General features: G+C 64.0%; 20 protein-coding genes. 10 read left to right on the top strand and 10 right to left on the bottom strand.

The genetic code is table 11. The features are described 5' to 3' along the window. Positions 1-71 precede the first annotated feature (71 nt). Both EN862_RS09295 and EN862_RS09300 read left to right on the top strand, forming a co-directional pair. The gene (locus EN862_RS09295) at positions 72-857 is read left to right on the top strand and encodes a phosphodiester glycosidase family protein (protein ID WP_127863787.1); all 786 of its coding nucleotides are present in this window, start codon (positions 72-74) and stop codon (positions 855-857) included. 151 nt (positions 858-1,008) lie between these two features. Then, positions 1,009-2,139, top strand: coding sequence for a GH25 family lysozyme (locus EN862_RS09300; protein ID WP_127863788.1), 1,131 nt, complete (start codon positions 1,009-1,011; stop codon positions 2,137-2,139). Between the two features lie 21 nt (positions 2,140-2,160). Here the strand turns inward: EN862_RS09300 and EN862_RS09305 are convergent, their stop codons facing one another. The 6 genes from EN862_RS09305 to EN862_RS09330 form a co-directional block, all read right to left on the bottom strand. Further along, complete coding sequence (locus tag EN862_RS09305) at positions 2,161-2,343, bottom strand: hypothetical protein (RefSeq protein ID WP_127863789.1); 183 nt, start codon at positions 2,341-2,343, stop codon at positions 2,161-2,163. A gap of 39 nt (positions 2,344-2,382) precedes the next feature. Beyond that, on the bottom strand, positions 2,383-2,835 hold the full coding sequence (locus EN862_RS09310) for a pyridoxamine 5'-phosphate oxidase family protein (RefSeq protein ID WP_127863790.1): 453 nt from the start codon (positions 2,833-2,835) through the stop codon (positions 2,383-2,385). Positions 2,836-3,146: 311 nt separating this feature from the next. Beyond that, positions 3,147-3,518, bottom strand: coding sequence for a VOC family protein (locus tag EN862_RS09315; RefSeq protein ID WP_127863791.1), 372 nt, complete (start codon positions 3,516-3,518; stop codon positions 3,147-3,149). Positions 3,519-3,558: 40 nt separating this feature from the next. Further along, complete coding sequence (locus tag EN862_RS09320) at positions 3,559-3,765, bottom strand: type II toxin-antitoxin system HicB family antitoxin (RefSeq protein ID WP_127863792.1); 207 nt, start codon at positions 3,763-3,765, stop codon at positions 3,559-3,561. A gap of 4 nt (positions 3,766-3,769) precedes the next feature. Next, complete coding sequence (locus EN862_RS09325; RefSeq protein ID WP_127863793.1) at positions 3,770-3,970, bottom strand: type II toxin-antitoxin system HicA family toxin; 201 nt, start codon at positions 3,968-3,970, stop codon at positions 3,770-3,772. An 8-nt stretch (positions 3,971-3,978) separates the two neighbouring features. Continuing rightward, positions 3,979-7,755 carry a vitamin B12-dependent ribonucleotide reductase gene (locus EN862_RS09330; RefSeq protein ID WP_127863794.1) on the bottom strand — a complete coding sequence of 1,259 codons (3,777 nt, stop codon included), beginning with the start codon at positions 7,753-7,755 and terminating at the stop codon, positions 3,979-3,981. 713 nt (positions 7,756-8,468) lie between these two features. On the opposite strand from EN862_RS09330, the gene gltX reads away from it, so the two are divergent. Then, a complete protein-coding gene (gene gltX, locus EN862_RS09335) occupies positions 8,469-9,842 on the top strand; it encodes a glutamate--tRNA ligase (RefSeq protein ID WP_127863795.1) in 1,374 nt (457 codons plus the stop codon). Here gltX and EN862_RS09340 read toward each other — a convergent pair. Beyond that, positions 9,760-10,995 carry a DUF2865 domain-containing protein gene (locus tag EN862_RS09340; protein WP_127863796.1) on the bottom strand — a complete coding sequence of 412 codons (1,236 nt, stop codon included), beginning with the start codon at positions 10,993-10,995 and terminating at the stop codon, positions 9,760-9,762. The genes gltX and EN862_RS09340 overlap by 83 nt on opposite strands. A 225-nt stretch (positions 10,996-11,220) precedes the next feature. Between EN862_RS09340 and EN862_RS09345 the strand changes: the two genes are divergently transcribed. Further along, the gene (locus tag EN862_RS09345; protein ID WP_245519531.1) at positions 11,221-11,841 is read left to right on the top strand and encodes a DUF1287 domain-containing protein; all 621 of its coding nucleotides are present in this window, start codon (positions 11,221-11,223) and stop codon (positions 11,839-11,841) included. A gap of 9 nt (positions 11,842-11,850) precedes the next feature. Here the strand turns inward: EN862_RS09345 and EN862_RS09350 are convergent, their stop codons facing one another. Both EN862_RS09350 and EN862_RS09355 read right to left on the bottom strand, forming a co-directional pair. Further along, on the bottom strand, positions 11,851-14,172 hold the full coding sequence (locus tag EN862_RS09350; protein ID WP_127863797.1) for an NADP-dependent malic enzyme: 2,322 nt from the start codon (positions 14,170-14,172) through the stop codon (positions 11,851-11,853). 150 nt (positions 14,173-14,322) lie between these two features. Further along, positions 14,323-15,102 carry an SDR family oxidoreductase gene (locus EN862_RS09355; RefSeq protein ID WP_127863798.1) on the bottom strand — a complete coding sequence of 260 codons (780 nt, stop codon included), beginning with the start codon at positions 15,100-15,102 and terminating at the stop codon, positions 14,323-14,325. A 121-nt stretch (positions 15,103-15,223) separates the two neighbouring features. Here EN862_RS09355 and EN862_RS09360 point away from each other — a divergent pair, with 121 nt between their 5' ends. Together EN862_RS09360 and EN862_RS09365 are read left to right on the top strand one after the other, a co-directional pair. Continuing rightward, positions 15,224-16,054, top strand: coding sequence for a UDP-2,3-diacylglucosamine diphosphatase (locus EN862_RS09360; protein WP_127863799.1), 831 nt, complete (start codon positions 15,224-15,226; stop codon positions 16,052-16,054). 191 nt (positions 16,055-16,245) lie between these two features. Continuing rightward, positions 16,246-17,460 carry an MFS transporter gene (locus EN862_RS09365; protein WP_127863800.1) on the top strand — a complete coding sequence of 405 codons (1,215 nt, stop codon included), beginning with the start codon at positions 16,246-16,248 and terminating at the stop codon, positions 17,458-17,460. Here EN862_RS09365 and dgcA read toward each other — a convergent pair. Further along, a complete protein-coding gene (gene dgcA / locus EN862_RS09370) occupies positions 17,431-18,414 on the bottom strand; it encodes an N-acetyl-D-Glu racemase DgcA (RefSeq protein ID WP_127863801.1) in 984 nt (327 codons plus the stop codon). The genes EN862_RS09365 and dgcA overlap by 30 nt on opposite strands. 77 nt (positions 18,415-18,491) lie before the next feature. Between dgcA and EN862_RS09375 the strand changes: the two genes are divergently transcribed. The 4 genes from EN862_RS09375 to EN862_RS09390 are packed head-to-tail and all read left to right on the top strand — an operon-like array spanning position 18,492 to position 22,560. Then, positions 18,492-19,679 carry an ABC transporter permease gene (locus EN862_RS09375; protein ID WP_127863802.1) on the top strand — a complete coding sequence of 396 codons (1,188 nt, stop codon included), beginning with the start codon at positions 18,492-18,494 and terminating at the stop codon, positions 19,677-19,679. 1 nt (position 19,680) lies between these two features. After that, entirely contained in the window at positions 19,681-20,490 is an 810-nt protein-coding gene (locus EN862_RS09380) for an ABC transporter ATP-binding protein (RefSeq protein ID WP_127863803.1), read from the top strand. 14 nt (positions 20,491-20,504) lie between these two features. Then, a complete protein-coding gene (locus EN862_RS09385) occupies positions 20,505-21,878 on the top strand; it encodes an MlaD family protein (RefSeq protein WP_127863804.1) in 1,374 nt (457 codons plus the stop codon). 37 nt (positions 21,879-21,915) lie between these two features. Then, positions 21,916-22,560, top strand: a complete 645-nt coding sequence (locus tag EN862_RS09390; RefSeq protein ID WP_127863805.1) for an ABC-type transport auxiliary lipoprotein family protein — start codon at positions 21,916-21,918, stop codon at positions 22,558-22,560. Positions 22,561-22,630 lie beyond the last annotated feature (70 nt).

Below are 22,630 nucleotides of genomic sequence, written 5' to 3' on the forward strand. Positions count from 1 at the left end.
ACCTGAATCTCGACACACCCTGGCCTGGCCTAGAGGCCGCCACGCGATCCGCTATTTCTTCGGGGGCGCTGATGGATCTTGTGACTCTGCTGCAATCTGTGCCGCTGCTGGCCACGCTGGTGAAATCGGCGGTGCCCGCCGCAGTTGGCGCCGGCATGGGCGTCGGCCAATGGCTGGCGGCGCTGCCGCCCTGCCGCAACCAGACTTTCGAGAACGCGACCTATCTGGTCTGCGAGGCCGATCCGAAGCATTTTTCCATCGAGCTGTTCTGGAAGAACAAGGATGGCGAACTCTACCGGTCGCTCCACAATCTGCGCAAAGCACAGCAAGCGGCGGGGCGCAGCATGCTGTTCGGCATCAATGCCGGCATGTATCACCCGAACCTCGCGCCGGTCGGGCTTTACGTCGAGCGCGGCGAGCAGGTCACGCCGGCGAAGACCGGATCAGGAACCGGCAATTTCTCCATGCAGCCAAACGGCATCTTCTATCTCAGCGCCGGCAAGGCGGGTGTTCGCGCGACCAAGGACTATCTGAAGCGTCCGCCGCGCGTGGATTACGCCACGCAGTCCGGGCCGATGCTGGTCATCGACGGCAAGCTGCATCCGAAATTCCATGCGGACGGCACCTCGCGCAAGATACGCGACGGCGTGGGCGTGCGCGCCGATGGCGTCGCGGTCTTCGCGATCTCGGACGACGTCGTGACCTTCCACGAATTCGCGCGGCTGTTCCGCGACCAGCTCGGCTGCCCGAACGCGCTCTTCCTCGACGGCTCGATTTCGAGCCTCTATGCGCCAGGCATCGGCCGCAACGACGATTTCTGGAATCTCGGGCCGATGATCGGCGTGTTCAGGCGCTAGCTGGGAGGCACTTCGGCAAGCGTTGCGAATCGCCTGGCCGCGCCAAAGGTAAATTTTGATTCAAACTTTGTTGGTAATTTCTCATTAGGAATGGGGTTTCCGGCGGCGCTGTTCCTGCCCTCGGTCTGTTTTGTTTTGCGTACAGGTCAAGATGCGGATTTTCAGCGTCAGTTTCGTGCTCGCATCGCTCTGCCTTGCCGGCTGTTCGTCCACAGCTGGCGTCGATGCCTTGCAATTGCCGTCCAACGAGACGACGAGCTCGGTCGTGCGGCCGAGCGCGCCGGTGTCGAAGGGCGTGAGGACCGCCGTGACGGAAAAAACCGTCGAGACGGCCTCGATGTCGGGCGCGACGCGTTTCACGCCGCCGGCGCCGCTGCTCGACGAGGACAATGCCAGTTCGGACGCTGACGCTGGCGACGAGAACTCGCGCCCCTTCGGCCTTGCCGAGGAGGAGACCGCGAACTTCCCGGCGACCGATCTCCCGGACAGCGTCGAGCCGCCGGTGCAGGAGGCAGCGCTCGTCTCGCCGCCGAAGCGGCTGTCGCGCGCCGCGCCCGCCATGCTCGCCAGCCCGGTCACGCGCTACGCCTTCCGCGACGCCAAGCCGATCAATTTCGGCCGTTCTTCGCCACGCCACCTTGCCGTGCATGGCGTCGACGTCTCGCGCTGGCAGGGCAATATCAACTGGGAAAAGCTGCGCGCCCAGGGCGCCAACTTCGCCTATATCAAGGCGACCGATGGCGGCGACCATCTCGATCCGATGTTCATGAAGAACTGGCGCAACGCCGACGCCGCCGGGCTGAAGCGCGGCGCCTATCATTTCTTCTACTGGTGCCGCACCGCCGGCGAGCAGGCCGACTGGTTCATCCGCAACGTGCCGAAGGTCGACGGCGCGCTGCCACCGGTGATCGACGTCGAGTGGAACGGCGAATCCTCCTGCAGGCGCAAGCCCTCGCGCGAAAAGGTGCTGGAGAAGATGCAGGTGTTCATGGACAAGCTGGAGCGTCATTACGGCCAGCGTCCGATCATCTACACCAGCCCCGACTTCTATCGCGACAATCTTCGCGGCGCCTTCCTGGATTACCCGTTCTGGCTGCGCGCCGTGGCGGCGCATCCGTCGAAGGTCTATCCGGGCCGCAAATGGCTGTTCTGGCAGTATTCGGGCTCCGGCCTGTCGCATGGCGTGACTGGCCGCATCGACCTCAACGTCTTCCGTGGCGATGAGCGGCAATGGCGCGCCTGGCTGGGCGGCGGCGGGCAGATGATGGCCGACGCGGACTAAGGCGCCTTCCGATCGCCTCGGCTACCTCCGTGGCAGAATTCGCGACTCCGTCATTGTCACATAGCCGAGCACGGCCATGAAGGTTGCGAAATAGGCGACAATGGCGGTGACGACGATTAGGCTCTCTGTAGGCATTTCCATCTCCTCGGAAAGAACAGCCGAGGAAACACCGGGAACGATGGGCTTTGCCTTGATCTGGATCATGCGATCGATCGATTGGATCGCCTGGCCGTCGTGCCGTGCTTAGCAGGTGACCAGATCCGTGTGACCGAAACCCTTCGAGTAGTCGAGCACAGAGATCACTGTCGGCATCACGCGGAAGATACGGACCTGGTCCGGCGTCGGCATCGGGCCGGGCAGCGAGGTCTGCGGCGGATATTTCATCGGCAGCATCCGCAGAACCTTCTCGGCCTCGGCCTTGTCGGTGACCGGCTGCGCCCGCGCCGCCATGGAAAGCCCGGTGATCTCCATCACCTGCGGCGTGTCGTGGTCGATGGTCAGCGAGAGACGATCGTCCCGCGCGATATTCGCCGCCTTCTGGCTGTCCAGGCCGCAGAGGAAGTAGAGGGTGAGGCCGTCATTGACGTAGCCCACGGTCGTCGCCTGCGGCCAGCCGTCTGGCCTGAGCGTTGCGACCGTCATGATCCGATGCTGATCCAGCAGCGTCTGGATCTTGTCCTTGATCTCCTTGTCCATCTTCGCCTCCAACGTGATTGCTGACGGCGGCGATGGTAGGGATCGCGGAGAACGTTGCTTTGACGTGCATCAACGCATGGGCGGCAATGCGCCCTTGGCGTCCCCACCTTCGTCATCCTCGGGCTTGACCCGAGGATCCATGCCGAGACGTGAGTGAAGCTCGCTGCGGTCGAGAATGTCCCCGCTGCCGAGCGCTTGATCCTGTACCGCTAGGCTTGTCGTCGGCATCACGGCATGGATTCCAGGGTCTGCGCGCGTCGCTTCGCTCCTTGCTCCGCCCTGGAATGACGAAGCTGCGGGGGCATCGCGCACTACGCCTCGTTGATCATCGCCTCGATGTTGTAGCCGTCGGGATCGAGCACGAAGCAGGCGTAGTAGTTCGGCGCATAATCCGGGCGCGACCCCGGCGCGCCATTGTCGGCGGCGCCCGCCGCGAGCGCCGCGCGATGGAACGCGTCGACCTCGGCCTCGCTCTTCACCCGGAAGGCGACATGCAGATGAGTGAGCGGCGGCGTCTCGCCCGTGCTCTGGATCTCGAACAGGCAGCCATTGCCGACATCGAAGGCCCAGAAGACGCCCTCCTTGCCGAAGGCGAGGCTATAACCCAGCGGCGAAAAAGCCTTTTCGTAGAAGAGCTTGCTCTTGGCGAGGTCGCTGACTTCGATGGTGATGTGGTCGATCATAGCAAAGCGACGCTACCGGGCCGCAGCGCCCGTCAGTCGGCTATGCCTCAACATACTCAGCCAGACTGACTGCCTTGGGCACTTCCAGCCCATCGGCGCGCAGACCCTCTATGTGGAAACGAATTGCGTCGCGGATTTCGTTCTCCACCTCAGGCACTGTTGCACCTGTCGCGATGCAGCCTGGCAGGTCCGGCACATAGGCAGAAAAGTTGTTTCCGGCTTTTTCGATCACCACCGCGTAGCGCATGCCATCACTCCTTTAAGCCGGACTGCTTGAGGATGCTGTTAAGCGTGCCTGGTGCAACCTCTTCAGACGGCTTGCCGGCCACGGTGACGCGGCCGGCTTTGGTTTTATGCTTATATTGGCGATGGCTGCCTTTGGTTGCAACCAGATACCAACCGTCGGCCTCCAGCATGCGAATGACTTCGCGGACCGTAAGCCGAGGCGGCATCTAGATTCTCAGCTGCACCCGCTCGTCGAGCCACACGTGTCGCACTTCTCGCAGGTGCCGTTCCGGACCATGGTGAAGTTGTGGCACTCGGAGCATTCGTTGCCGGTGTAGCCCTGGAGCAGCGACTGCTGGCGGCGGGTCGCGGCGAGCTTCTTCGCCTCGGCCGCTTCGTTGGCTGCGGCGTCGGTGAACAGCGCCTCGGCGCCGCCGGCGGCCTCGGCTTCTTCTTCCACCATGTCCTCGGCCAGTTCCCGGGCGCGCTCCTCATAGTCGCGCTTGTAGGCGAGCGCCTCGTCGCTGGCCGGCTTCAACGCCAGCACGTTGGAGCCTGCAAAAGCGGTCGGCGCGGCGCGGGCAGGGGCAGGCGTCGACGTTGAGCCGCCGAAGCCCTTGGGCTCGCTGCCGATGCCCGACACCAGCTTCACCGGCGAGGCGCCGCGATAGAGGCCCTTGGAGAAGGGCGTCGCCTTGCCTTCGGTGATGCCGCGGCCGAGCGCCGTCTTGTCGAAGTCCGACTGGTCGACATGGGCGAGGTCGTGGCGGCCGAGATAGGAGACGGCAAGCTCGCGGAACACGTAGTCGAGGATCGACGTGGCGTTCTTGATCGCGTCATTGCCCTGCACCATGCCGGCCGGCTCGAACTTGGTGAAGGTGAAGGCCTCGACATATTCGTCGAGCGGCACGCCATATTGCAGGCCGAGTGAGATCGCGATGGCGAAGTTGTTCATCATCGCGCGGAAGGCAGCGCCTTCCTTGTGCATGTCGATGAAGATCTCGCCCAGGCGGCCGTCATCGAACTCGCCGGTGCGCAGATACACCTTGTGGCCGCCGACAACCGCCTTCTGCGTGTAGCCCTTGCGGCGGTTCGGCAGCTTTTCGCGATCGCGGTAGAGGCGCTCGATGACGCGCTCGACGATCTTCTCCGTCACCTGCACGGCGCGCTGCGCCGCCGGTGCCGCGACCAGCTGTTCGACCGCCTCGTCCTCATCCTCCTCGCCATCGGCGAGCAGCGAGGCATTAAGCGGCTGCGACAGCTTCGAGCCGTCGCGATAGAGCGCGTTGGCCTTCAGCGCCAGCTTCCAGGACAGCATGTAGGCGCTCTTGGCGTCCTCGACCGTCGCCTCGTTCGGCATGTTGATGGTCTTGGAGATGGCGCCCGAGATGAAGGGCTGGGCTGCCGCCATCATCAGGATGTGGCTCTGGATCGATAGCGAGCGCTTGCCGATCTTGCCGCAGGGGCTGGCGCAGTCGAACACCGGCAGGTGCTCGGCCTTGAGGAAGGGCGCGCCTTCCAGCGTCATCGCACCGCAGACATGGATGTTGGCGGCGTCGATGTCCTTCTTGGAGAAGCCCAGCGCCGGCAGCATCTCGAAGGAGACGTCGCTGAGCTGCTCGTCGGTGAAGCCGAGCGTCTCCTTCACCCAGTCGGCGCCCAGCGTCCACTGGTTGAACACGAACTTGATGTCGAAGGCCGACTTCAGCGCCGCATTCAGCGCCGCGATCTTCTCGTCGGTGAAGCCCTTGGCCTTCAGCGAGGACGGGTTGATGCCGGGCGCCTGGTTGAGGTTGCCGTGGCCGACGGCATAGGCCTCGATCTCGGCGATCTGGCTTTCGGAATAACCCAGTGTGCGCAGCGCTTCCGGCACGGCGCGGTTGATGATCTTGAAATAGCCGCCGCCGGCGAGCTTCTTGAACTTCACCAAGGCGAAGTCGGGCTCGATGCCGGTGGTGTCGCAGTCCATGACCAGGCCGATCGTGCCGGTCGGCGCGATCACGGTCGCCTGCGCGTTGCGGTAGCCGTGCTCCTCGCCGAGCTCGATGGCGCGGTCCCAGGCGGCGCGTGCATGCTCGGCCAAAGCCGGCTGCTTCAGGTCGGAGGCGACGAGAGGCACCGGGTTGACGGCGAGCTTCTCGTAGCCGTCCTTGTCGCCATAGGCGGCGCGGCGATGGTTGCGCATGACGCGCAGCATGTTCTGGGCGTTGCGGTCATAGTCCGGGAAGGCGCCGAGCTCGGAAGCCATTTCGGCCGAGGTCGAGTAGGCGACGCCGGTCATGATGGCGGTGAGCGCGGCGCAGATCGCGCGGCCCTCGTCGGAGTCGTAGGGAATGCCCGAGGTCATCAGCAGGCCGCCGATATTGGCGTAGCCGAGGCCGAGCGTGCGGTAATCGTAGGAAAGCTTGGCGATCTCCTTGGACGGGAACTGCGCCATCATCACCGAGATTTCAAGCACGACGGTCCACAGCCGAACGGTGTGCTCGTAAGCGGCGATGTCGATCGTGCCGTCTTCCCTGCGGTAGGGCAGAAGGTTGATCGAGGCGAGGTTGCAGGCCGTGTCGTCGAGGAACATGTATTCCGAGCACGGGTTGGAGGCCCGGATCGCACCGGCGGAGGCGCAGGTGTGCCAGTCGTTCATCGTCGTGTTGAAGTGCAGGCCGGGATCAGCCGACGCCCAGGCGGCGTAGCCGATCTTTTCCCACAGATCGCGCGCCTTCAGCGTCTTCAGTACCTTGCCGTCCTTGCGGGCGGTGAGCTGCCAGTCGCCATCGGCCTCGACGGCGCGCAGGAAATTGTCCTTCAGCGACACCGAATTGTTGGAGTTCTGGCCCGAGACGGTGAGATAGGCGTCGGAATCCCAGTCGGTGTCGTAGGTATTGAACGACATCGACGTGTAGCCTTGCTTGGCGAACTGGATGACGCGGTAGATGTAGTTCTCCGGCACGGCGTCCTTCTTGGCCGCCTTGATCTCGCGCTTCAGCGCGGTGTTCAGCGCCGGGTCGAAGCAATCGTCGCCATTGCCTTCGCAATTGACGCAGGCCTTCATGATGGCTTCGAGGTGCTTCTTGACGATCTTGGAGCCGGTCACCAGCGAGGCGACCTTCTGCTCCTCATTGACCTTCCAGTCGATGAATTGCTCGATGTCGGGATGGTCGGCGTCGACGATGACCATCTTGGCGGCGCGGCGCGTCGTGCCGCCCGACTTGATGGCGCCCGCCGCGCGGTCGCCGATCTTGAGGAAGCTCATCAGGCCGGAGGAGCGGCCGCCGCCGGAAAGCTTCTCGCCTTCGCCGCGCAGCATCGAGAAGTTCGAGCCGGTGCCCGAGCCGTATTTGAACAGGCGCGCCTCGCGCACCCACAGATCCATGATGCCGCCCTCGTTAACGAGGTCGTCCTGCACGCTCTGGATGAAGCAGGCATGCGGCTGTGGATGCTCATAGGCCGACTTCGACTTGGTCAGCTTGCCGGTGAAGGGGTCGACATAGAAGTGGCCCTGGCTCGGACCGTCGATGCCATAGGCCCAGTGCAGGCCGGTGTTGAACCATTGCGGCGAGTTCGGCGCGACGCGCTGGGTGGCGAGCATATAGGCAAGCTCGTCGCGGAAGGCGCGCGCGTCCTCCTCCGACTTGAAGTAGCCGCCCTTCCAGCCCCAATAGGTCCAGGTGCCGGAGAGGCGATCGAAGACCTGGCGGGCGTCGGTTTCCGAACCGTAGCGCTCGGCCTCGGGAAGCTTGGCGAGTTCGGCCTCGTCGGCGATCGAGCGCCACAGGAAGGAGGGAACGTCGTTCTCCTCGACCTTCTTCAGCCGCGCCGGCACGCCGGCCTTGCGGAAATATTTTTGGGCCAGGATGTCGGCGGCGACCTGGCTGAACTGCGCCGGCACATCGATGTTGTCGAGGCGGAACACCACCGAGCCGTCGGGATTCTTGATCTCGGACAAAGCCTTGCGGAATTCGATCTCCGCATAAGCTGACTGGTCTGGCTTGGTGAAGCGACGCTCGATGCGCATTGGTCCGGTCCCTTTGTGTCTATATATAGCGCCTTTCCCCAGGGATTTCTGCCCCACATGGCGAAAAGCGCAGTCCGCCGTTTGCCGGCATCACAGGCGACGCCGACATTCTCCTCGTCGCGGGCGCCATCATGCAGACAAGCAAACGCCTTTCCAGGCGCTTACCCAGGTTGCCGGCCGACCCGCGGGTCCCTCAAGACTGAAACTTTGGTCGATTCCCTCCGCAGAGGGAGGTTCACATTATCTAGCGTCGAGCCTGTCTGCAAACACTAAATATAGTGTTAACAGATCATTTTTTCCAGGCCGACAATTCTCCCTTTCGCCCACCCAAACCCCAATGATCCCAACGCTTCCGCCGGCCTCGTGAACAGGCGGAAATTCGGGCAAAACGCACAAAATCCGGGAAAAAAGACCGGCCTCGAAACTCTCCGGTCACGCCCGCAACAGGAGCGCATGGCCTATAAAAAGCGACTCGTTCCGACCCGTCAAGGATTCGTTTTTGTAGGTTTTGTGACCCCAACATCTTGTGTGTCACATATGTGGATAACGGGGACATGCGAAGCCCGGGTCCCCGGGCACTTGACGCGGTTTGTCAGGCTGCCGCGAAGCGTGTCGGGCCAGTGGCTTTTCATTTTTGCTGGCTTGCACTATCTGTTGCGTTTGCGCGGGGGGCGCGTCTTGTCAACGCCAAAAGCATCCGCTACGCCCCGCTCATGACAGTAACCGTACGTTTCGCCCCCTCGCCGACCGGCCGCATCCATATCGGCAATGCGCGCACCGCGCTGTTCAACTGGCTTTTCGCCATGAACAACAAGGGCCGTTTCATCCAGCGCTTCGACGACACCGACACTGCCCGCTCGAAGCAGGAATATGCTGATTCCATTCTTTACGACCTGCACTGGCTGGGCATCTTCCCGGACGTCACCGAGTACCAGTCGCGCCGCTTCGAGATCTATGACGCGGCGGTCGAGCGGCTGAAGGCGGCGCGGGTGCTCTATGCCTGCTACGAGACGCCGGAAGAGCTCGATCTGCGCCGCAAAGTGCGCCGCACGCGCGGCCTGCCGCCGGTCTATGGCCGCGAGGCGCTGACGCTGACTCCGGAGCAGGTGGCCGAATACCAGTCGGACGGGCGCAAGCCGCACTGGCGCTTCCTTTTGCCCAATTTCACCAGCGATCCGCTGCAGCCGGAGCGCACGGACGTGCATTGGAACGACCTGGTGCGCGGCGAGGAGACGGTCGATCTCGCCTCGCTGTCGGACCCCGTCCTGGTGCGCGAGGACGGCACCTATCTCTATACGCTGCCTTCGGTGGTCGACGATATCGAGATGGGCGTCAGCCATGTCATCCGCGGCGACGACCATGTCACCAACACCGGCGTGCAGATCGCGATCTTCAAGGCGCTCGGCGCCGAGCCGCCGGTCTTCGGCCACCACAATCTGCTCACCACGACCACGGGCGAGGGGCTGTCGAAGCGCACCGGCGCGCTGTCGATCGAGAGCCTGCGCGAGGATGGCATCGAGCCGATGGCGGTCGCCTCGCTGGCGGTGCTCGTCGGCACCTCGGAAAATGTCACGGCGGCGCATGACCTCGCCGAGCTTGCCGGCCATTTCGACCCGGCGGCGACCTCCAAGTCCGCCTCCAAGTTCGATCCGGACGAGCTTTTCGTGCTCAACCGCGCGCTGATGCATCACATGCCGTTCGAGGAAGCGCGCGACCGGCTGATGGTGCTGGGCATTTCCGGTGACAAGGCCGAGGCGTTCTGGCTGGCGGTGCGCGGCAATCTCGACCGCCTGTCGGACGCGGTCGGCTGGTGGCGAATCCTGAGCGAAGGCCCGCAGGAGCCGGCCGAGTTTTCCGCCGAGGACCGCGATTTCCTCAATCAGGCGTTCGACGTGCTGCCAGAGGAGCCCTGGAACGGCACGGTCTGGAAGGACTGGACAGGCAAGATCAAGGAAACGACGGGGCGCAAGGGCAAGCCGCTGTTCATGCCGCTGCGGCTGGCGCTCACGGGGCGGACTTCGGGGCCGGAGCTTTCAGATCTATTGCCGCTGATGGGTCGGGAAGGAACGCTGGCCCGACGACCCTGACCTTGCGCTGATCCGGCGGAAGCGCCGAGACCGGCGACACCGGCACCTTGGTGGTCAGCCGCTTGATCGCGTCCAGGTCGAGCCCGCCTTCGGCATTGGCGAGCGTTTCGGGATCGGCGCCCGGATCGGGCTTGTTCGCCGGCACCGGGATGAAGGGTGCCACTCCGCCCTCCGGCTGCGACTGTTCGGGATTGGGCGGGTTGCCGCCGATGATCGTGAAATTGCCATTGCCGGCCTGGGCGTTGCAGCCGCAACTCGGCGGCCGCGAATAATTGGCCTGCTTGTAGAGATAGGCGGTCGGCAGCTCGCTGTAGGGTTGACCGGTGACCGAGGAGGTCATCGACCCCGAATCGTCGTCCATTCCGCGCGAATAGAAGACCTGCATCTCGGTGCCCGGGCAGCTCGATTCGCAATTCTTCTGGTCGCGCTCGAAGTCGCCCGCGGAGGCAGCGTTGGACATCGGGAAGAAATATCCGTCGCAGGTGCGCACGCACATGGTGCGGAACTCGCCGCCCAGTCGCGGCAGGTCCATGCCGTCGGGCTGGTTGATGACGCGGCGGATGTTGCGCACGCTCGGATCATCAAGCGGCACGCCCGAAGCGTCTGGCACATCAGGGGCATCGGGTGTTTCGAGCTGCTCGTCCTGGCGGCCGAAAAGCTGCTCGAAAAGATTGCCGCCGCCATTGTCGCGGGAAGCCTCCTGAAGCGGCGCGCGTCGCGGCGCGATCTCGTCGTCGCGGCAGTTATTGGCGTCAAGCGCCGCCAGGATACGGCCGCGGTCGCGCCGCGTGCCGCCGGCGGAAAGCCGCTCGCGCTTGGCCTGAAGCGTGTCGAGATTGGCGTTCATGCGCTCTATCGAGGCATTGATCGCCGCGCATTGGCTGACATTGCGCGAAAACAGCGTGAAGCCGCAACCAGCATCGCTTGCCCGGCCGCGGGCTCTTGCCAACTGCTCGCGCTGGCGCGCGATGGCGTCATCATATTTGCGGACGAGGCCCGGCCCTCCGCCACCACCGCGCGTCGCGGCGAGTTCGGCTTCGAGCTGCCTGCAGGTGCGCGAGGCCGCCTGGGATTGATCGACGGCGAAGGCTGAACCCTCAAGCGCTGCGAGCAGCGCCACAAGGTGGGTCAGCTTCAGCCCTCCGCCATTCATGTGCCCAAACTCAGCTCACCAGTCTGTCTGGATGCTACCGGATTCGCGGTTAATCGTTCCCTCAAATTTACAGCCAAAGACGGTCCAGGCCCAGATTGGCCTCACCGATCTTCTGACAAAGCGGCGAGCGCAGTCTCGAGCTGCATGGAAGTTGCACAAAGGAGGTGCAAAAAAGACGTATTCGACTCTGAAAATCTCCCGGTCCAGCAAGGCCGGAGCCAGTCATTGACCCCGATCACCCGTCGAGCCGCACTGCAGTTCGGCCTTCTGTGTCTGGCGATGCCGCCGGCCATGGCCGGGAAGAAGTCCATCGCGCCGGAATGGCAGTCGAGACTGGTCGATGCAGCACGTCGCCAGATCGGCGTCACGACCATCTACGATCCCACCTACACCCGCATCGGATACCCGGGCGGCGATGTGGCGCAGGACCGGGGCGTGTGCACGGATGTCGTGATCCGCTCCTATCGCCGCGCCTTTCGCCTCGACCTGCAAAGGCTGGTGCATGAGGACATGGCGGCCAATTTCGCCGCTTATCCGAAGGCTTGGGGCATGAAATCGACAGATACTAACATCGACCACCGCCGCGTGCCCAATCTCGCCGTGTTCTTTGAGCGGCGAGGCGCTTCCCTGGCCGTCAGCGAGGATCCCGCCGACTACCTGCCGGGTGATCTCGTCACACAGATGCTGCCTGGCAACCTGACGCATATCGCCATCATCTCATCCAACCGCTCGACCGAGGCGCCGGAGCGGCCGCTGGTCATTCACAATATCGGCCAGGGCGCCCGCGAAGAGGACACTCTTTACGTCTTCAGGCGGACGGGGCATTTCCGCTTCGCGCCAACCTGAGCAACATAGTCAGATCGGAGCGAGCGCCTGCGCCTTGTGCGCCGCCTCGACGACGGCCAGCGCGGTCATGTTGACCACGCCGCGCGAGGTCACCGACGGCGTCAATATATGCGCGGGCTTGTCGGTGCCGAGCAGGATCGGCCCGACATGCAGCGCGTCCATCATGGCGCGCAGCGCCGTCAGCGTGATGTTGGCCGAATCGAGATTCGGGAAGACCAGTAGGTTGGCCTCGCCCTTCAGCCGCGAATGCGGATAGACCCGCTGGCGCAGATGCTCCGACAGCGCGGTATCGGCATGCATCTCGCCGTCGCACTGCAGGTCGGGCGCGATGCGCGCCAGGATCGCCGCGGCCTGCCGCATCTTGAGCGCGCTGGGCGCGTCGCGCGAACCGAAATCCGAGAAGGAGAGCAGGGCGGCCTTGGGCTCCATGCCGAAACGCCTGATCTGCTCCGTCGCGAGAACGGTCATCTCCGCGATCTCCTCGGCCGTGGGATCGATGGAGACGTAAGTGTCGGTGAGAAAGATGATGCCTCGCTGCGAAATCAGCATGGAGAGCGTCGACAGATCGCGGTCCTTGACGCCGGCGCGCGGCCCGATGATCAGCGAGACATTGCGCAAATGCCGCTCGAAGCGACCTTCGAGCCCGCATATCATGGCATCCGCATCGCCACGCTTCAGCGCGAGCGCCGCGATCACCGTATTGTTGGTGCGCACCATGGTGCGGGCGGCTTCCGTCGTCACGCCGCGCCGGCCGGCGAGCTCGATCAGCAGATCGACATAGTGGCGGTAGCGGGGATCGTCCTCGGGATTGATCAGGCCGAAATCGACGCCCGGCCTGATGCGCAGCCCGTAGCGTTTCAGGCGAACCTCGATGACATGCGGGCGGCCGATCAGGATCGGCTCGGCGATGCCTTCCTCCAGCACCACCTGGGCCGCGCGCAGCACGCGCTCGTCCTCGCCTTCGGCGTAAATGACGCGCTTGGCGCTCGACGCCTTTGCGGATGAGAACACCGGCTTCATCACCAGGCCGGAGCGGAAGACGAAGCGGTTGAGCTTGTCGATATAGGCGGCGAAGTCGGCGATCGGCCGCGTCGCGACGCCGCTGTCGCAGGCAGCCTTTGCCACCGCCGGCGCGATGCGCAAGATAAGGCGCGGATCGAAGGGCGAGGGGATCAGGAAATCGGGACCGAATATCGGCGTCTCGCCGGAATAGGCACGTGCCGCGACATCGGAAGGCTCCTCGCGGGCAAGGGCGGCGATCGCCCGCACGGCCGCCATCTTCATCTCCTCGTTGATGGCGCTGGCGCCGCAATCGAGCGCGCCGCGGAAGATGTAAGGAAAGCAGAGCACGTTGTTGACTTGATTGGGAAAATCGGAGCGGCCGGTACAGATCATGGCGTCCGGCCGGGCCGCACGCGCCACCTCCGGCATGATCTCGGGATTGGGGTTGGCCAAAGCCAGGATCAGCGGCTTCGGAGCCATATGCTGCAAAAGCTCGGGCTTCAGCACGCCCGCGGCGGAGAGGCCGAGGAAGACGTCGGCGCCGGAAATGACATCGGCCAGCGTGCGCGCCTCGGTGTCCTTCACATAAGGGTCCTTCCAGCGATCCATCTCCTCGACGCGGCCCTTGTAGGCGACACCGAAACGGTCGGTGACCCAGATGTTTTCCACCTTGGCGCCAAGCGAGACCAGAAGGTTGAGGCAGGCAAGCGCGGCGGCGCCCGCGCCGGAGGTGACGATCTTGATGTCGGAAATCGTCTTGCCGGCCAGTTCCAGCCCGTTGAGCACCGCGGCGGCGACGATGATCGCGGTGCCATGCTGGTCGTCGTGGAAAACCGGGATGCCCATGCGGGCCTTCAACTGCTCCTCGACCTCGAAGCATTCCGGCGCCTTGATGTCCTCCAGATTGATGCCGCCGAAGGTTGGCTCGAGCGCGGCCACCGTCTCGACCATACGCTCGATCTCCGGCGCGTCGATCTCGATGTCGAAGACGTCGATGCCAGCGAATTTCTTGAACAGCACCGCCTTGCCTTCCATCACCGGCTTGGAGGCGAGCGGCCCGATATTGCCGAGCCCAAGCACGGCCGAGCCGTTGGAAACGACGCCGACAAGATTGGCGCGCGCAGTGTAGTCGGCCGCGGTGGCCGGATCGTCGCGGATCTCCAGGCAGGGCGCCGCCACGCCGGGCGAATAGGCAAGCGCCAGGTCGCGCTGGTTGCCGAGCGGTTTCGTCGCCTGGATCTCGAGCTTTCCCGGCGTTGGATACTTGTGGAAGAAGAGGGCGGCCTCGTCGAGGTCCGACCGAGCCGGTTTCTTGTTCTCGCCGTCCATTGCGGCCCCTCCCTGCGATACTGGTTTGGAGCCTTTTAGCATGCGCTCGCGATTTTTCGCGACCGCAAATCGCAGGCTCCCGCTTCACAATGCCGGAGCGGAAATAATCTACCGATTCCAGCTGGTTGGCTAGGGAGCTTCAGGCGATGCTCAGAACGCGCTGACGTAGAGGCCGCCATCGACCGGGATGTTCTGGCCGGTCAGGTAGCCGGCATGGACCGAACAGAGGAAGGCGCAGATCTGGCCGAATTCCTCCGGCGTGCCGAGACGTTTTGCCGGCACGTCGGCGCTGATGCGGGCCTTGCGCGCGGCGGCCGCGGCCGGGTCTTCCGGGCTGCCTGCCTCATGCGGGCCGCGCAGGCGGTCGGTGTCGAGCTTGCCGGGCAGCAGGCTGTTGATGGTGACGTTGCGGTCGATCACCGTGCGCGCCACGCCGGCCAGAAACGACGTCAGGCCGGCACGCGCGCCGGAAGACAGGTCGAGGCCGGGAATCGGCACATAGACCGACAGCGAGGTGATGTTGACGATGCGGCCGAAACCGCGCTTGGCCATGCCGTCGATCACCGCCTGGATGAGCTCGATGGGCGTGACCATGTTCTGCGTCACGCCCTCAAGGATCTTGGCGCGATCAAGCTCGCGGAAATCGCGCAGCGGCGGGCCGCCATTGTTGTTGACCAGGATGTCCGGGTCGGGGCAGGCGGCAAGCAGCGCCTTCTGCACCTCGGGCTTCGACACGTCGCCGGCAACTTCGATCACCTTGACGCCGAATTTATCGCGGATCTCTTGCGCGGTCTTGGCCAGAAGCTCGGCGTTGCGGCCGTTGACGACAAGGTCGGCACCGCCCTCGGCCAGCGCCATGGCGCAACCTTTTCCAAGTCCCTTGCTTGAGGCGCAGACGATGGCCTTCTTGCCGCGAATGCCGAGATCCATGGTGATTTCCTCCTGAATACGTTGCGCGCAAGCTAGCGCCTGGGCTGGACCAACCGCAACCGTCATACGGTTGTTGCATGAATCGGGGCATAGGCACGCGAAAGCAAAGGGTAAAATCGCGATGTCAGCCCCAGAGCCCCGCACTTTCCGCGCCCTGTTCATTTCCGACGTGCATCTTGGCTCGAAAGCGGCCAAGGCCGATTTCCTGATCGACTTCCTGCGCTATCACGACGCCGAGATCATTTATCTGGTCGGCGATATCGTCGACGGCTGGCGGCTGCGGCGCAGCTGGCACTGGCCGCAGAGTCACAATGACGTCGTGCAGAAGCTGCTGCGCAAGGCGCGCAAGGGCGCCTCGATCACCTATATCGCTGGCAATCACGACGAATTCGCGCGCCAATTCCAGGGCGTGCATTTCGGCGGCATCGTCGTTGCCGACCGCGCCATCCACGAAACCGCCGACAGCCGGCGCCTGCTGGTCATCCATGGCGACCAGTTCGACACGGTGGTGCACAACCAGCGCTGGCTCGCCTATCTCGGCGACTATGCCTATGACACGGCGATGCTGATCAACCGGGTGGTGACCAAGCTGCGCCATCTGCTCGGCCTGCCTTACTGGTCGTTCTCGTCCTGGGCCAAGGTCAAGGTGAAGAAGGCGGTGAACTTCATCGGCTCGTTCCAGACGGTGCTTTCGGAAGAGGCGCGGCGTTCCCATGTCGACGGCGTGATCTGCGGCCACATCCATCATGCCGCCATCGAGAACTATGGTGAGGTGCAGTACATCAACACCGGCGACTGGGTGGAAAGCTGCACGGCGGTTGTCGAGCACTTCGACGGCCGCATGGAAATCCTGACCTGGGCGCATGTGCTGCCCGAATCTTCCGCCGGCAAGGATGTGCTGGTGCCGGTCGACATCATCGACCTCAAGGGCAGGGCGGCGCAGGCGGCCTGAACGCACCTGCCCCGTTGCTTGACCGGTTCGGCCCGTAACCGTGGACCACAGCGGGACGGCTTAGTTCGGCTGGCTGTATTCAACAGTTTGCAGCCCGATCGATTGGTCCAGACGGTTCCGCCGCACGTTGCCGCATGTTAGGGATCGAGACGCGTTGCAGGCCGTCGACTGCAGCGAAATTGGATCGATCCATGTCGCTGCCGCCGCTCTCGCCCGAACAACGCATCAAGCCCAGCCATTTCGAACTGCGCATCAGCCTGATCTTCGCGACCTTGTTCGTGTCGCAGGGCACGCATCTGCCATACTTTCCGCTCTGGCTGCAGGCGAAAGGGTTCCATGCAGAGCAGATCGCGGTGATCCTTGCTGCGCCGATGTTCCTGCGGGTCGTGACCACGCCGATGCTCACTGCGCTTGCCGACCGGGCGAAGGACCGCGCCAATGTCTATATCGCACTGGTCGCGGCCTCGATGGTCGTCTCCGCCGGCTATTTCCTGCCGGCCACCTACGCGATCGTGCTTGCCGTGTCGCTGCTGCTCACCATCGTCTGGACTCCGCACTCGCCGATGGCCGATTCGCTGGCGCTGTCGGGCGTGCGGCGCTTCGGCTCCAATTACACGGCAATGCGCAAATGGGGTTCGATCTCCTACCTCTGCGCCAATGTGGTGGGCGGATTCATCCTGGCGGCCACCGGCCCGCAGGCGGTTCCGGTGATCATCTTCGTGGCGCTCGGCGCGGCCCTCGCTGCCGGGCTCTGGGCGCCGCGCATGGGGCGGCCGCGCAAGGCCTCGCCACTGTCGGCCACTGAGATCCAGCACCAGGCGCCCAGCCTGTTCAACGCCTATTTCCTCTGTTTCACGCTCGGCGTCGGCGTCATCACCGCCAGCCACGCCTTCCTCTACGGCTTCGTGTCGATCTACTGGAAGTCGATCGGCATCGGCGATTCCGTCGTTGGCCTGCTATGGGCCTGGGGCGTGGTATCCGAAGTTTGCATGTTCCTGTTTTTCAACCGCATTTTCGCCTCCGTCTCGGTCGTGCGGGTGATGGTGATCGCCAGCATCGGTTCGGTCGTGCGCTGGATCGCCTTTCCGCTCGTCTGGCCGCTCGGGCTTGGCGTCGCCGGCTTCTTCCTTGTCCAGTCCCTGCACTCGGTTTCGGTCGCGATGGTGCTGATCGGCCTGCAGAAAATGATCGGCGAGACGGTTTCCGAGGAGCGCACGGGCGCGGCGCAAGGCATCGCCTATTTCTTCAACGGCTTCTTCATGGCCGCCGTCACGCTTGCTTCCGGCCCGCTTTACGACCGCTTCGGCGTCGAAGGTTTCTGGGCGATGATCCCGATCGCGATCATCGGCATGGCGCTGATCGGTCTTGCCGCGCGCTCAGCCCCAAAGCTCTCTGTCAGGGGGTGAAACCAGCGACCCCTGATAGACGAGGCCGGGCTCGCGATCGCGCGCAAGCAGCAGCGGGCCATCGAGGTCGACGAAGTCCGCATCCTGCGCCAGCAAAACCGCAGGCGCCATGGCGAGGGAGGTGCCGACCATGCAGCCCACCATGATCCCGAAGCCCAGATCGCGGGCACGGTCGCGCAATCTCAACGCCTCGGTAAGGCCGCCGGATTTATCGAGCTTGATGTTGACGGCGTCGTAGAGGCCGACCAGCGCGTCGAGGTCCTTCGCCGCGTGCACGCTTTCGTCGGCGCAGATCGGCACCGGATGCGCTATCCGGCGCAGGATTTCGTCGCGGCCGGCGGGCAGGGGCTGCTCAATCAGCGCGATGCCGTGATCGGCGGCAAAGGCTAGATTGGCTTCGATGTCGTCATCGGTCCAGCCTTCATTGGCGTCGAGGATTAGGCGGCTGTCTGGAGCGGCTTCTCTCACCGCGCGTATCCTCGCCATGTCGTTGTCGCCGCCGATCTTGACCTTGAGCAAGGGCCGCGCGGCATTGGCGCGCGCCTGCGCGGCCATGGCTTCCGGTTCGGCAAGCGACAGCGTGTAGGCGGTTTCCAGCGGCTTGGACGGAAGGAAGCCGATCGCCGCCGCCACGGGCGTGCCGGTCAGCTTGGCTTCCAGATCCCACAGCGCGCAATCTATGGCATTGCGTGCCGCGCCTGCCGGCATGGCATCAAGCAGCGCGGTCCTGCCCAGTCCGCCGGCGATCTGGTCGCGCATCGCCTCGATGGCGGCGTATACGCCGTCCATGGTCTCGCCATAGCGCTTGTAAGGCACGCACTCGCCGCGCCCGGAACGTCCCCCGTCAGCGATCGTTACGGTGATGACTTCGGCCTCGGTTTTGGATCCGCGTGAGATGGTGAAGGTGCCGGCGATCGGGAATCGCTCCATTTCGACCGAAATGACACGCGCCATAATTTTCTTCTCCGGCTGTGCGACACCAGTCTGCCGGCAAATCGACACGCCAGTCCCGTCAGGCTAAACAGTACGCCATGTTGACCATCCGCAAACGCGACGCAAGCGGTGAGGCCGCCAAGGACGCCGAGCACCAGCCACGCGTTGCCGTGGGCGAGGAAGGCGGCGTGCTGAGCTGCGCCTTTTCCGGCGTGTGGACGACACGCACTGTGGCGGCGGTCGATGCGGACATGCGTAAGATCGAGCGGAGAAGTGGCGCGAAACAGCTGACGCTCGACCTTTCCCACATCGAAAAGATGGACACGGCCGGCGCCTGGCTGATCGACCGGCTGGCCAGCGCCTTCGAGAAGAAAGGCGTCGAGGTCCATTTTCAGGGGCAAAGCGAGGTCGCCTCGATCCTGCTCGGCGCGGTCGGCGACGCGGTCCGCCGCGAGCCCGAATCGGGCCCGTCCGGGCCGCCCAACATCATCCTGCGCGCGCTGGAGCTGGTTGGCCGGCGGGTCTACGAGATGCGCGACGATTTCTTCGCCTCGATGAACATCCTCGGCGCCACGATCCGCGGCGCGCAGATGAAGCTCGGGCGCGGTCACGCGGTCAATCCCGCCGCGATCTTCAACCAGATCGATCGCATGGGTGTCGGCGCGATCCCGGTGGTGGTGCTGATGTCGGCCATCGTCGGCGCCATCGTTGCCCAGCAGGGCGCCTATCAGCTCAGCTATTTCGGCGCCAATATCTTCGTCGTCGACCTTGTCGGCGTGCTGATCCTGCGCGAGCTCGGCGTGCTGATGACCGCGATCATGCTTGCCGGCCGCTCGGGCAGCGCCATCACGGCCGAGATCGGCTCGATGAAGATGCGCGAGGAGGTCGACGCGCTCAAGGTGATCGGCCTCAATCCAATTGGCGTGCTTGTCTTTCCGCGGCTCGTCGCGCTGGTGATCGGGCTGCCTTGCCTCACCATCATCGCCAATTTTGCCGCACTTGCCGGCGGCATCGTCGCCGCCTGGCTCTATTCCGACATCCCGCCGGCTGCGTTCATCGACAGGCTGCGTGTCGCCATCGATCTCAGCACCATCTTCGCCGGCCTGATCAAGGCGCCGTTCATGGCCCTGATCATCGGCATCATTGCGTCTGTCGAGGGCATGAAAGTCGGCGGCAGCGCCGAATCGCTCGGCCTGCATGTCACCGCTTCGGTGGTGAAATCGATCTTCGTCGTCATCATCCTCGACGGGCTTTTCGCCATGTTCTACGCAGCGATCGGGTTCTGAGATGGCGAGCGGCGGCGCGGCAACCGAGGAAGCCACAGACGACGACGAGATCGTACTTTCGGTGCGCGACGTCACCGTCGCCATCGACGACAAGCTGATCCTCGACAAGCTTTCGCTGGACATCAAGCGCGGCGAAATCCTCGGCTTCGTCGGCGCCTCGGGCGCCGGCAAATCGGTGCTGTTGCGCACCATACTGGGGCTGATGCCGAAGCAGTCGGGCACGATCAGCCTGTTCGGCGTCGACGTCGACAAGGCGAGCGACTTAGACCGCCTGCGCATCGATATGCGGCTTGGCGTCCTTTTCCAGCATGGCGCGCTGTTTTCGGCGCTGACGGTGCTGGAGAACGTGCAGGTGCCGATGCGCGAATATCTCGACCTGCCCAAGGCGCTGATGGACGAGCTCGCCATGCTCAAGATCGAGCTGGTCGGGCTGCCGCCCGACGCGGCGCAGAAATTCCCGTCCGAGCTTTCCGGCGGCATGATCAAGCGCGCGGCGCTGGCGCGGGCGCTGGCGCTCGATCCGGACATCGTCTTTCTGGACGAACCGACCTCCGGGCTCGATCCGATCAGCGCGGCCGAATTCGACGAACTGGTCGTCAAGCTGCGCGACACGATGGATCTCACCGTCTACATGGTCACGCACGATCTCGACACGCTGTTCACCGCTTGCGACCACGTGGCGGTGCTCGGCAAGAAGAGGGTGCTGGTGGAAGGCACGATCGACGACATGCTGAAAAGCGACGAGCCGTGGGTGAAATCCTATTTCCGCGGAAAACGCGCCCGGCAACTTGATCTTGCGGCGCGCGCATAGCGATAAGTGGGGCGATGGAAACAAGAGCCAACTACGTAATCGTCGGCATCTTCACGCTGGGCGCGATCCTGGCGGCCTTCGCCTTCGTCTATTGGACGGCTGCGATCGGAGACCGGGGCGAAACGGCGATGCTGCGCGTGCGCATCCCAGGCTCGGCCTCCGGCCTCAGCCGCGGCAGCCTGGTGCTGTTCAATGGCGTCAGAGTGGGCGACGTGAAGAACGTCTATATCGATGGCGACGATCCGACCGTCGCCATCGCAGACACCGAAATCGCCCGCTGGACGCCGATCACCAAGTCGACGCAGGCCGACATCGGACTTACCGGCCTCAGCGGCCAGGCCAATATCGAACTCAAGGGAGCCGACCCCAAGGAAGCCAGGCTGCTCGACGAGGCGGAGAAGGAAGGCAGGGTCGCCGAGATCGTCGCCAACCCGTCCGCGGTCACCAACCTTCTGCAGACGGCGCAGAACATCTTTACCCGCGCCGACAAGGTGCTTAGCGAGCTCGAAGGCTTCACCAAGGACGTACGCGGCCCGCTGACGCAGACGGTCAAGAATGTCGAGACCTTCTCGGATGCGCTGGCCAAGAACTCCGACGGCATCGACAAGTTCCTGTCGGCGGTGAGCTCACTTTCGGACCAGCTGAAGAATGTCTCGGGCCGGCTCGACAGCACGCTGAAAGCGGCCGAAGGCTTGCTCAATTCCGTCGACAAGGACCAGATCAAGAGCATCGTGGCCAATGTCGATACGGTGACGGCGAACCTGAAGGAGACCTCGAAGCAATTCGATACGGTCATCGACAACGTCAACACGGCGGTCGGCTCGATCAACGATTTCGCCAAGCAGACGCAAGGGACGCTGGCCAAGGTCAACGGCGTGCTCGACGGCATCGATCCGGCCGATGTCAAGGCCGCCTTGGCCAACATCCAGAAGGCCAGCGCCAACGCCGACAAGGCGGCCTCCGACATCGCCAAGGTCACCGACAAGATCGCCAACCGCTCCGACGACATCAATGACACGATCAAGAATGCCCGCCAGCTTGCGCAGCGCCTCAACGACGCCTCGGTGCGCGTCGACGGCATCCTGGCCAAGGTCGATAATCTCCTCGGCTCCGGCGAGGCCAACGGCGTGATGGCCGACGCCAGGGCGACGCTGAAATCCTTCAAGCAGGTGGCCGACACGCTGAACTCCCGCCTCGGCACCATCGTCGACAACCTGTCGCGCTTCTCAGGCTCGGGGCTGCAGAATGTGGAAGCGCTGGTGCAGGACAGCCGGCGCTCGATCAACCGCATCGAGGAAGCGGTGACCGATCTCAGCCGCAATCCACAGCGCATCCTGTCCGGCGGCGAGGGCGAGGTTCGTCAGTTCGACGGAAGGGCACGGCGTTGACTTCGGCCGCCGCGACCGCCAAGAAAATGAACCGCGAATGCGGGTTGATCGGGGACAACGGGGATCACGCGTGAAGTCGGTCAGGGTGGTAGCGGGTAGTTTGAGATCATCCGCGGCGGCATTGCTGGTACTTGCGGTTGCCGGCTGCGCGGTTCTGGGCGGCAAGCCGGCGCCGCTCGACACGTTCGAATTGTCGGCGCCGTCGGTCGACGTGCGCGCCCACAGCCGCCGCCAGATCCTGATCGCCCAGCCATCCGCGCTCAAGGCGCTGGACAGCCAGAACATCGTCATCAGGCCTTCGGACCAGTCGATCCAGTTCCTGAAAGGCGCGCAGTGGGCGGACCGGCTGCCGCTGATCGTGCAGGCGAGGCTGGCCGAGACCTTCCAGCGCTCCGGCAGCTTTGCCGGCGTCGGCAAGCCGGGCGAGGGGCTGGCGATCGACTATCAGATCATCGTCGAGGTGCGCTCCTTCGAGGTGCGCGTCAATGGCGGCGAGCATGCCGAGGTCGATCTGTTCGTGCGCATCCTGAACGACCGCAACGGCGAGGTGCGCGCCTCGAAGGACTTCACCGCGAGCGCGCCGGTCTCGGGCAGCGGCAACGCGGCTTACGTTGGCGCGCTGGACAATGCCTTCGGCCAGGCGGCCAAGGATATCGTCCGCTGGACGGACCAGACGATCTGAACGCCGGCCGAGCCGACAATCGACATCGTGGACATGAAAAAGGCGGGCCGAGACCCGCCTTTTTAGTTTC

This window comes from Mesorhizobium sp. M2E.F.Ca.ET.219.01.1.1 (assembly GCF_004016445.2).
Taxonomy (GTDB): Bacteria; Pseudomonadota; Alphaproteobacteria; order Rhizobiales; family Rhizobiaceae; genus Mesorhizobium.

Bases quoted from the DNA above. Each gene is read 5' to 3' on its own strand.
- EN862_RS09330 (WP_127863794.1), bottom strand. From the start codon at position 7,755: ATGCGCATCGAGCGTCGCTTCACCAAGCCAGACCAGTCAGCTTATGCG.
- EN862_RS09385 (WP_127863804.1), top strand. From the start codon at position 20,505: ATGGAAACAAGAGCCAACTACGTAATCGTCGGCATCTTCACGCTGGGC.
- EN862_RS09300 (WP_127863788.1), top strand. From the start codon at position 1,009: ATGCGGATTTTCAGCGTCAGTTTCGTGCTCGCATCGCTCTGCCTTGCC.
- EN862_RS09310 (WP_127863790.1), bottom strand. From the start codon at position 2,835: ATGGACAAGGAGATCAAGGACAAGATCCAGACGCTGCTGGATCAGCAT.
- EN862_RS09295 (WP_127863787.1), top strand. From the start codon at position 72: ATGGATCTTGTGACTCTGCTGCAATCTGTGCCGCTGCTGGCCACGCTG.
- dgcA (WP_127863801.1), bottom strand. From the start codon at position 18,414: ATGGCGCGTGTCATTTCGGTCGAAATGGAGCGATTCCCGATCGCCGGC.
- EN862_RS09315 (WP_127863791.1), bottom strand. From the start codon at position 3,518: ATGATCGACCACATCACCATCGAAGTCAGCGACCTCGCCAAGAGCAAG.
- EN862_RS09320 (WP_127863792.1), bottom strand. From the start codon at position 3,765: ATGCGCTACGCGGTGGTGATCGAAAAAGCCGGAAACAACTTTTCTGCC.
- EN862_RS09305 (WP_127863789.1), bottom strand. From the start codon at position 2,343: ATGATCCAGATCAAGGCAAAGCCCATCGTTCCCGGTGTTTCCTCGGCT.
- EN862_RS09365 (WP_127863800.1), top strand. From the start codon at position 16,246: ATGTCGCTGCCGCCGCTCTCGCCCGAACAACGCATCAAGCCCAGCCAT.
- EN862_RS09390 (WP_127863805.1), top strand. From the start codon at position 21,916: ATGCGGGTTGATCGGGGACAACGGGGATCACGCGTGAAGTCGGTCAGG.
- gltX (WP_127863795.1), top strand. From the start codon at position 8,469: ATGACAGTAACCGTACGTTTCGCCCCCTCGCCGACCGGCCGCATCCAT.
- EN862_RS09355 (WP_127863798.1), bottom strand. From the start codon at position 15,102: ATGGATCTCGGCATTCGCGGCAAGAAGGCCATCGTCTGCGCCTCAAGC.
- EN862_RS09325 (WP_127863793.1), bottom strand. From the start codon at position 3,970: ATGCCGCCTCGGCTTACGGTCCGCGAAGTCATTCGCATGCTGGAGGCC.
- EN862_RS09375 (WP_127863802.1), top strand. From the start codon at position 18,492: ATGTTGACCATCCGCAAACGCGACGCAAGCGGTGAGGCCGCCAAGGAC.
- EN862_RS09360 (WP_127863799.1), top strand. From the start codon at position 15,224: ATGTCAGCCCCAGAGCCCCGCACTTTCCGCGCCCTGTTCATTTCCGAC.
- EN862_RS09380 (WP_127863803.1), top strand. From the start codon at position 19,681: ATGGCGAGCGGCGGCGCGGCAACCGAGGAAGCCACAGACGACGACGAG.
- EN862_RS09340 (WP_127863796.1), bottom strand. From the start codon at position 10,995: ATGAATGGCGGAGGGCTGAAGCTGACCCACCTTGTGGCGCTGCTCGCA.
- EN862_RS09350 (WP_127863797.1), bottom strand. From the start codon at position 14,172: ATGGACGGCGAGAACAAGAAACCGGCTCGGTCGGACCTCGACGAGGCC.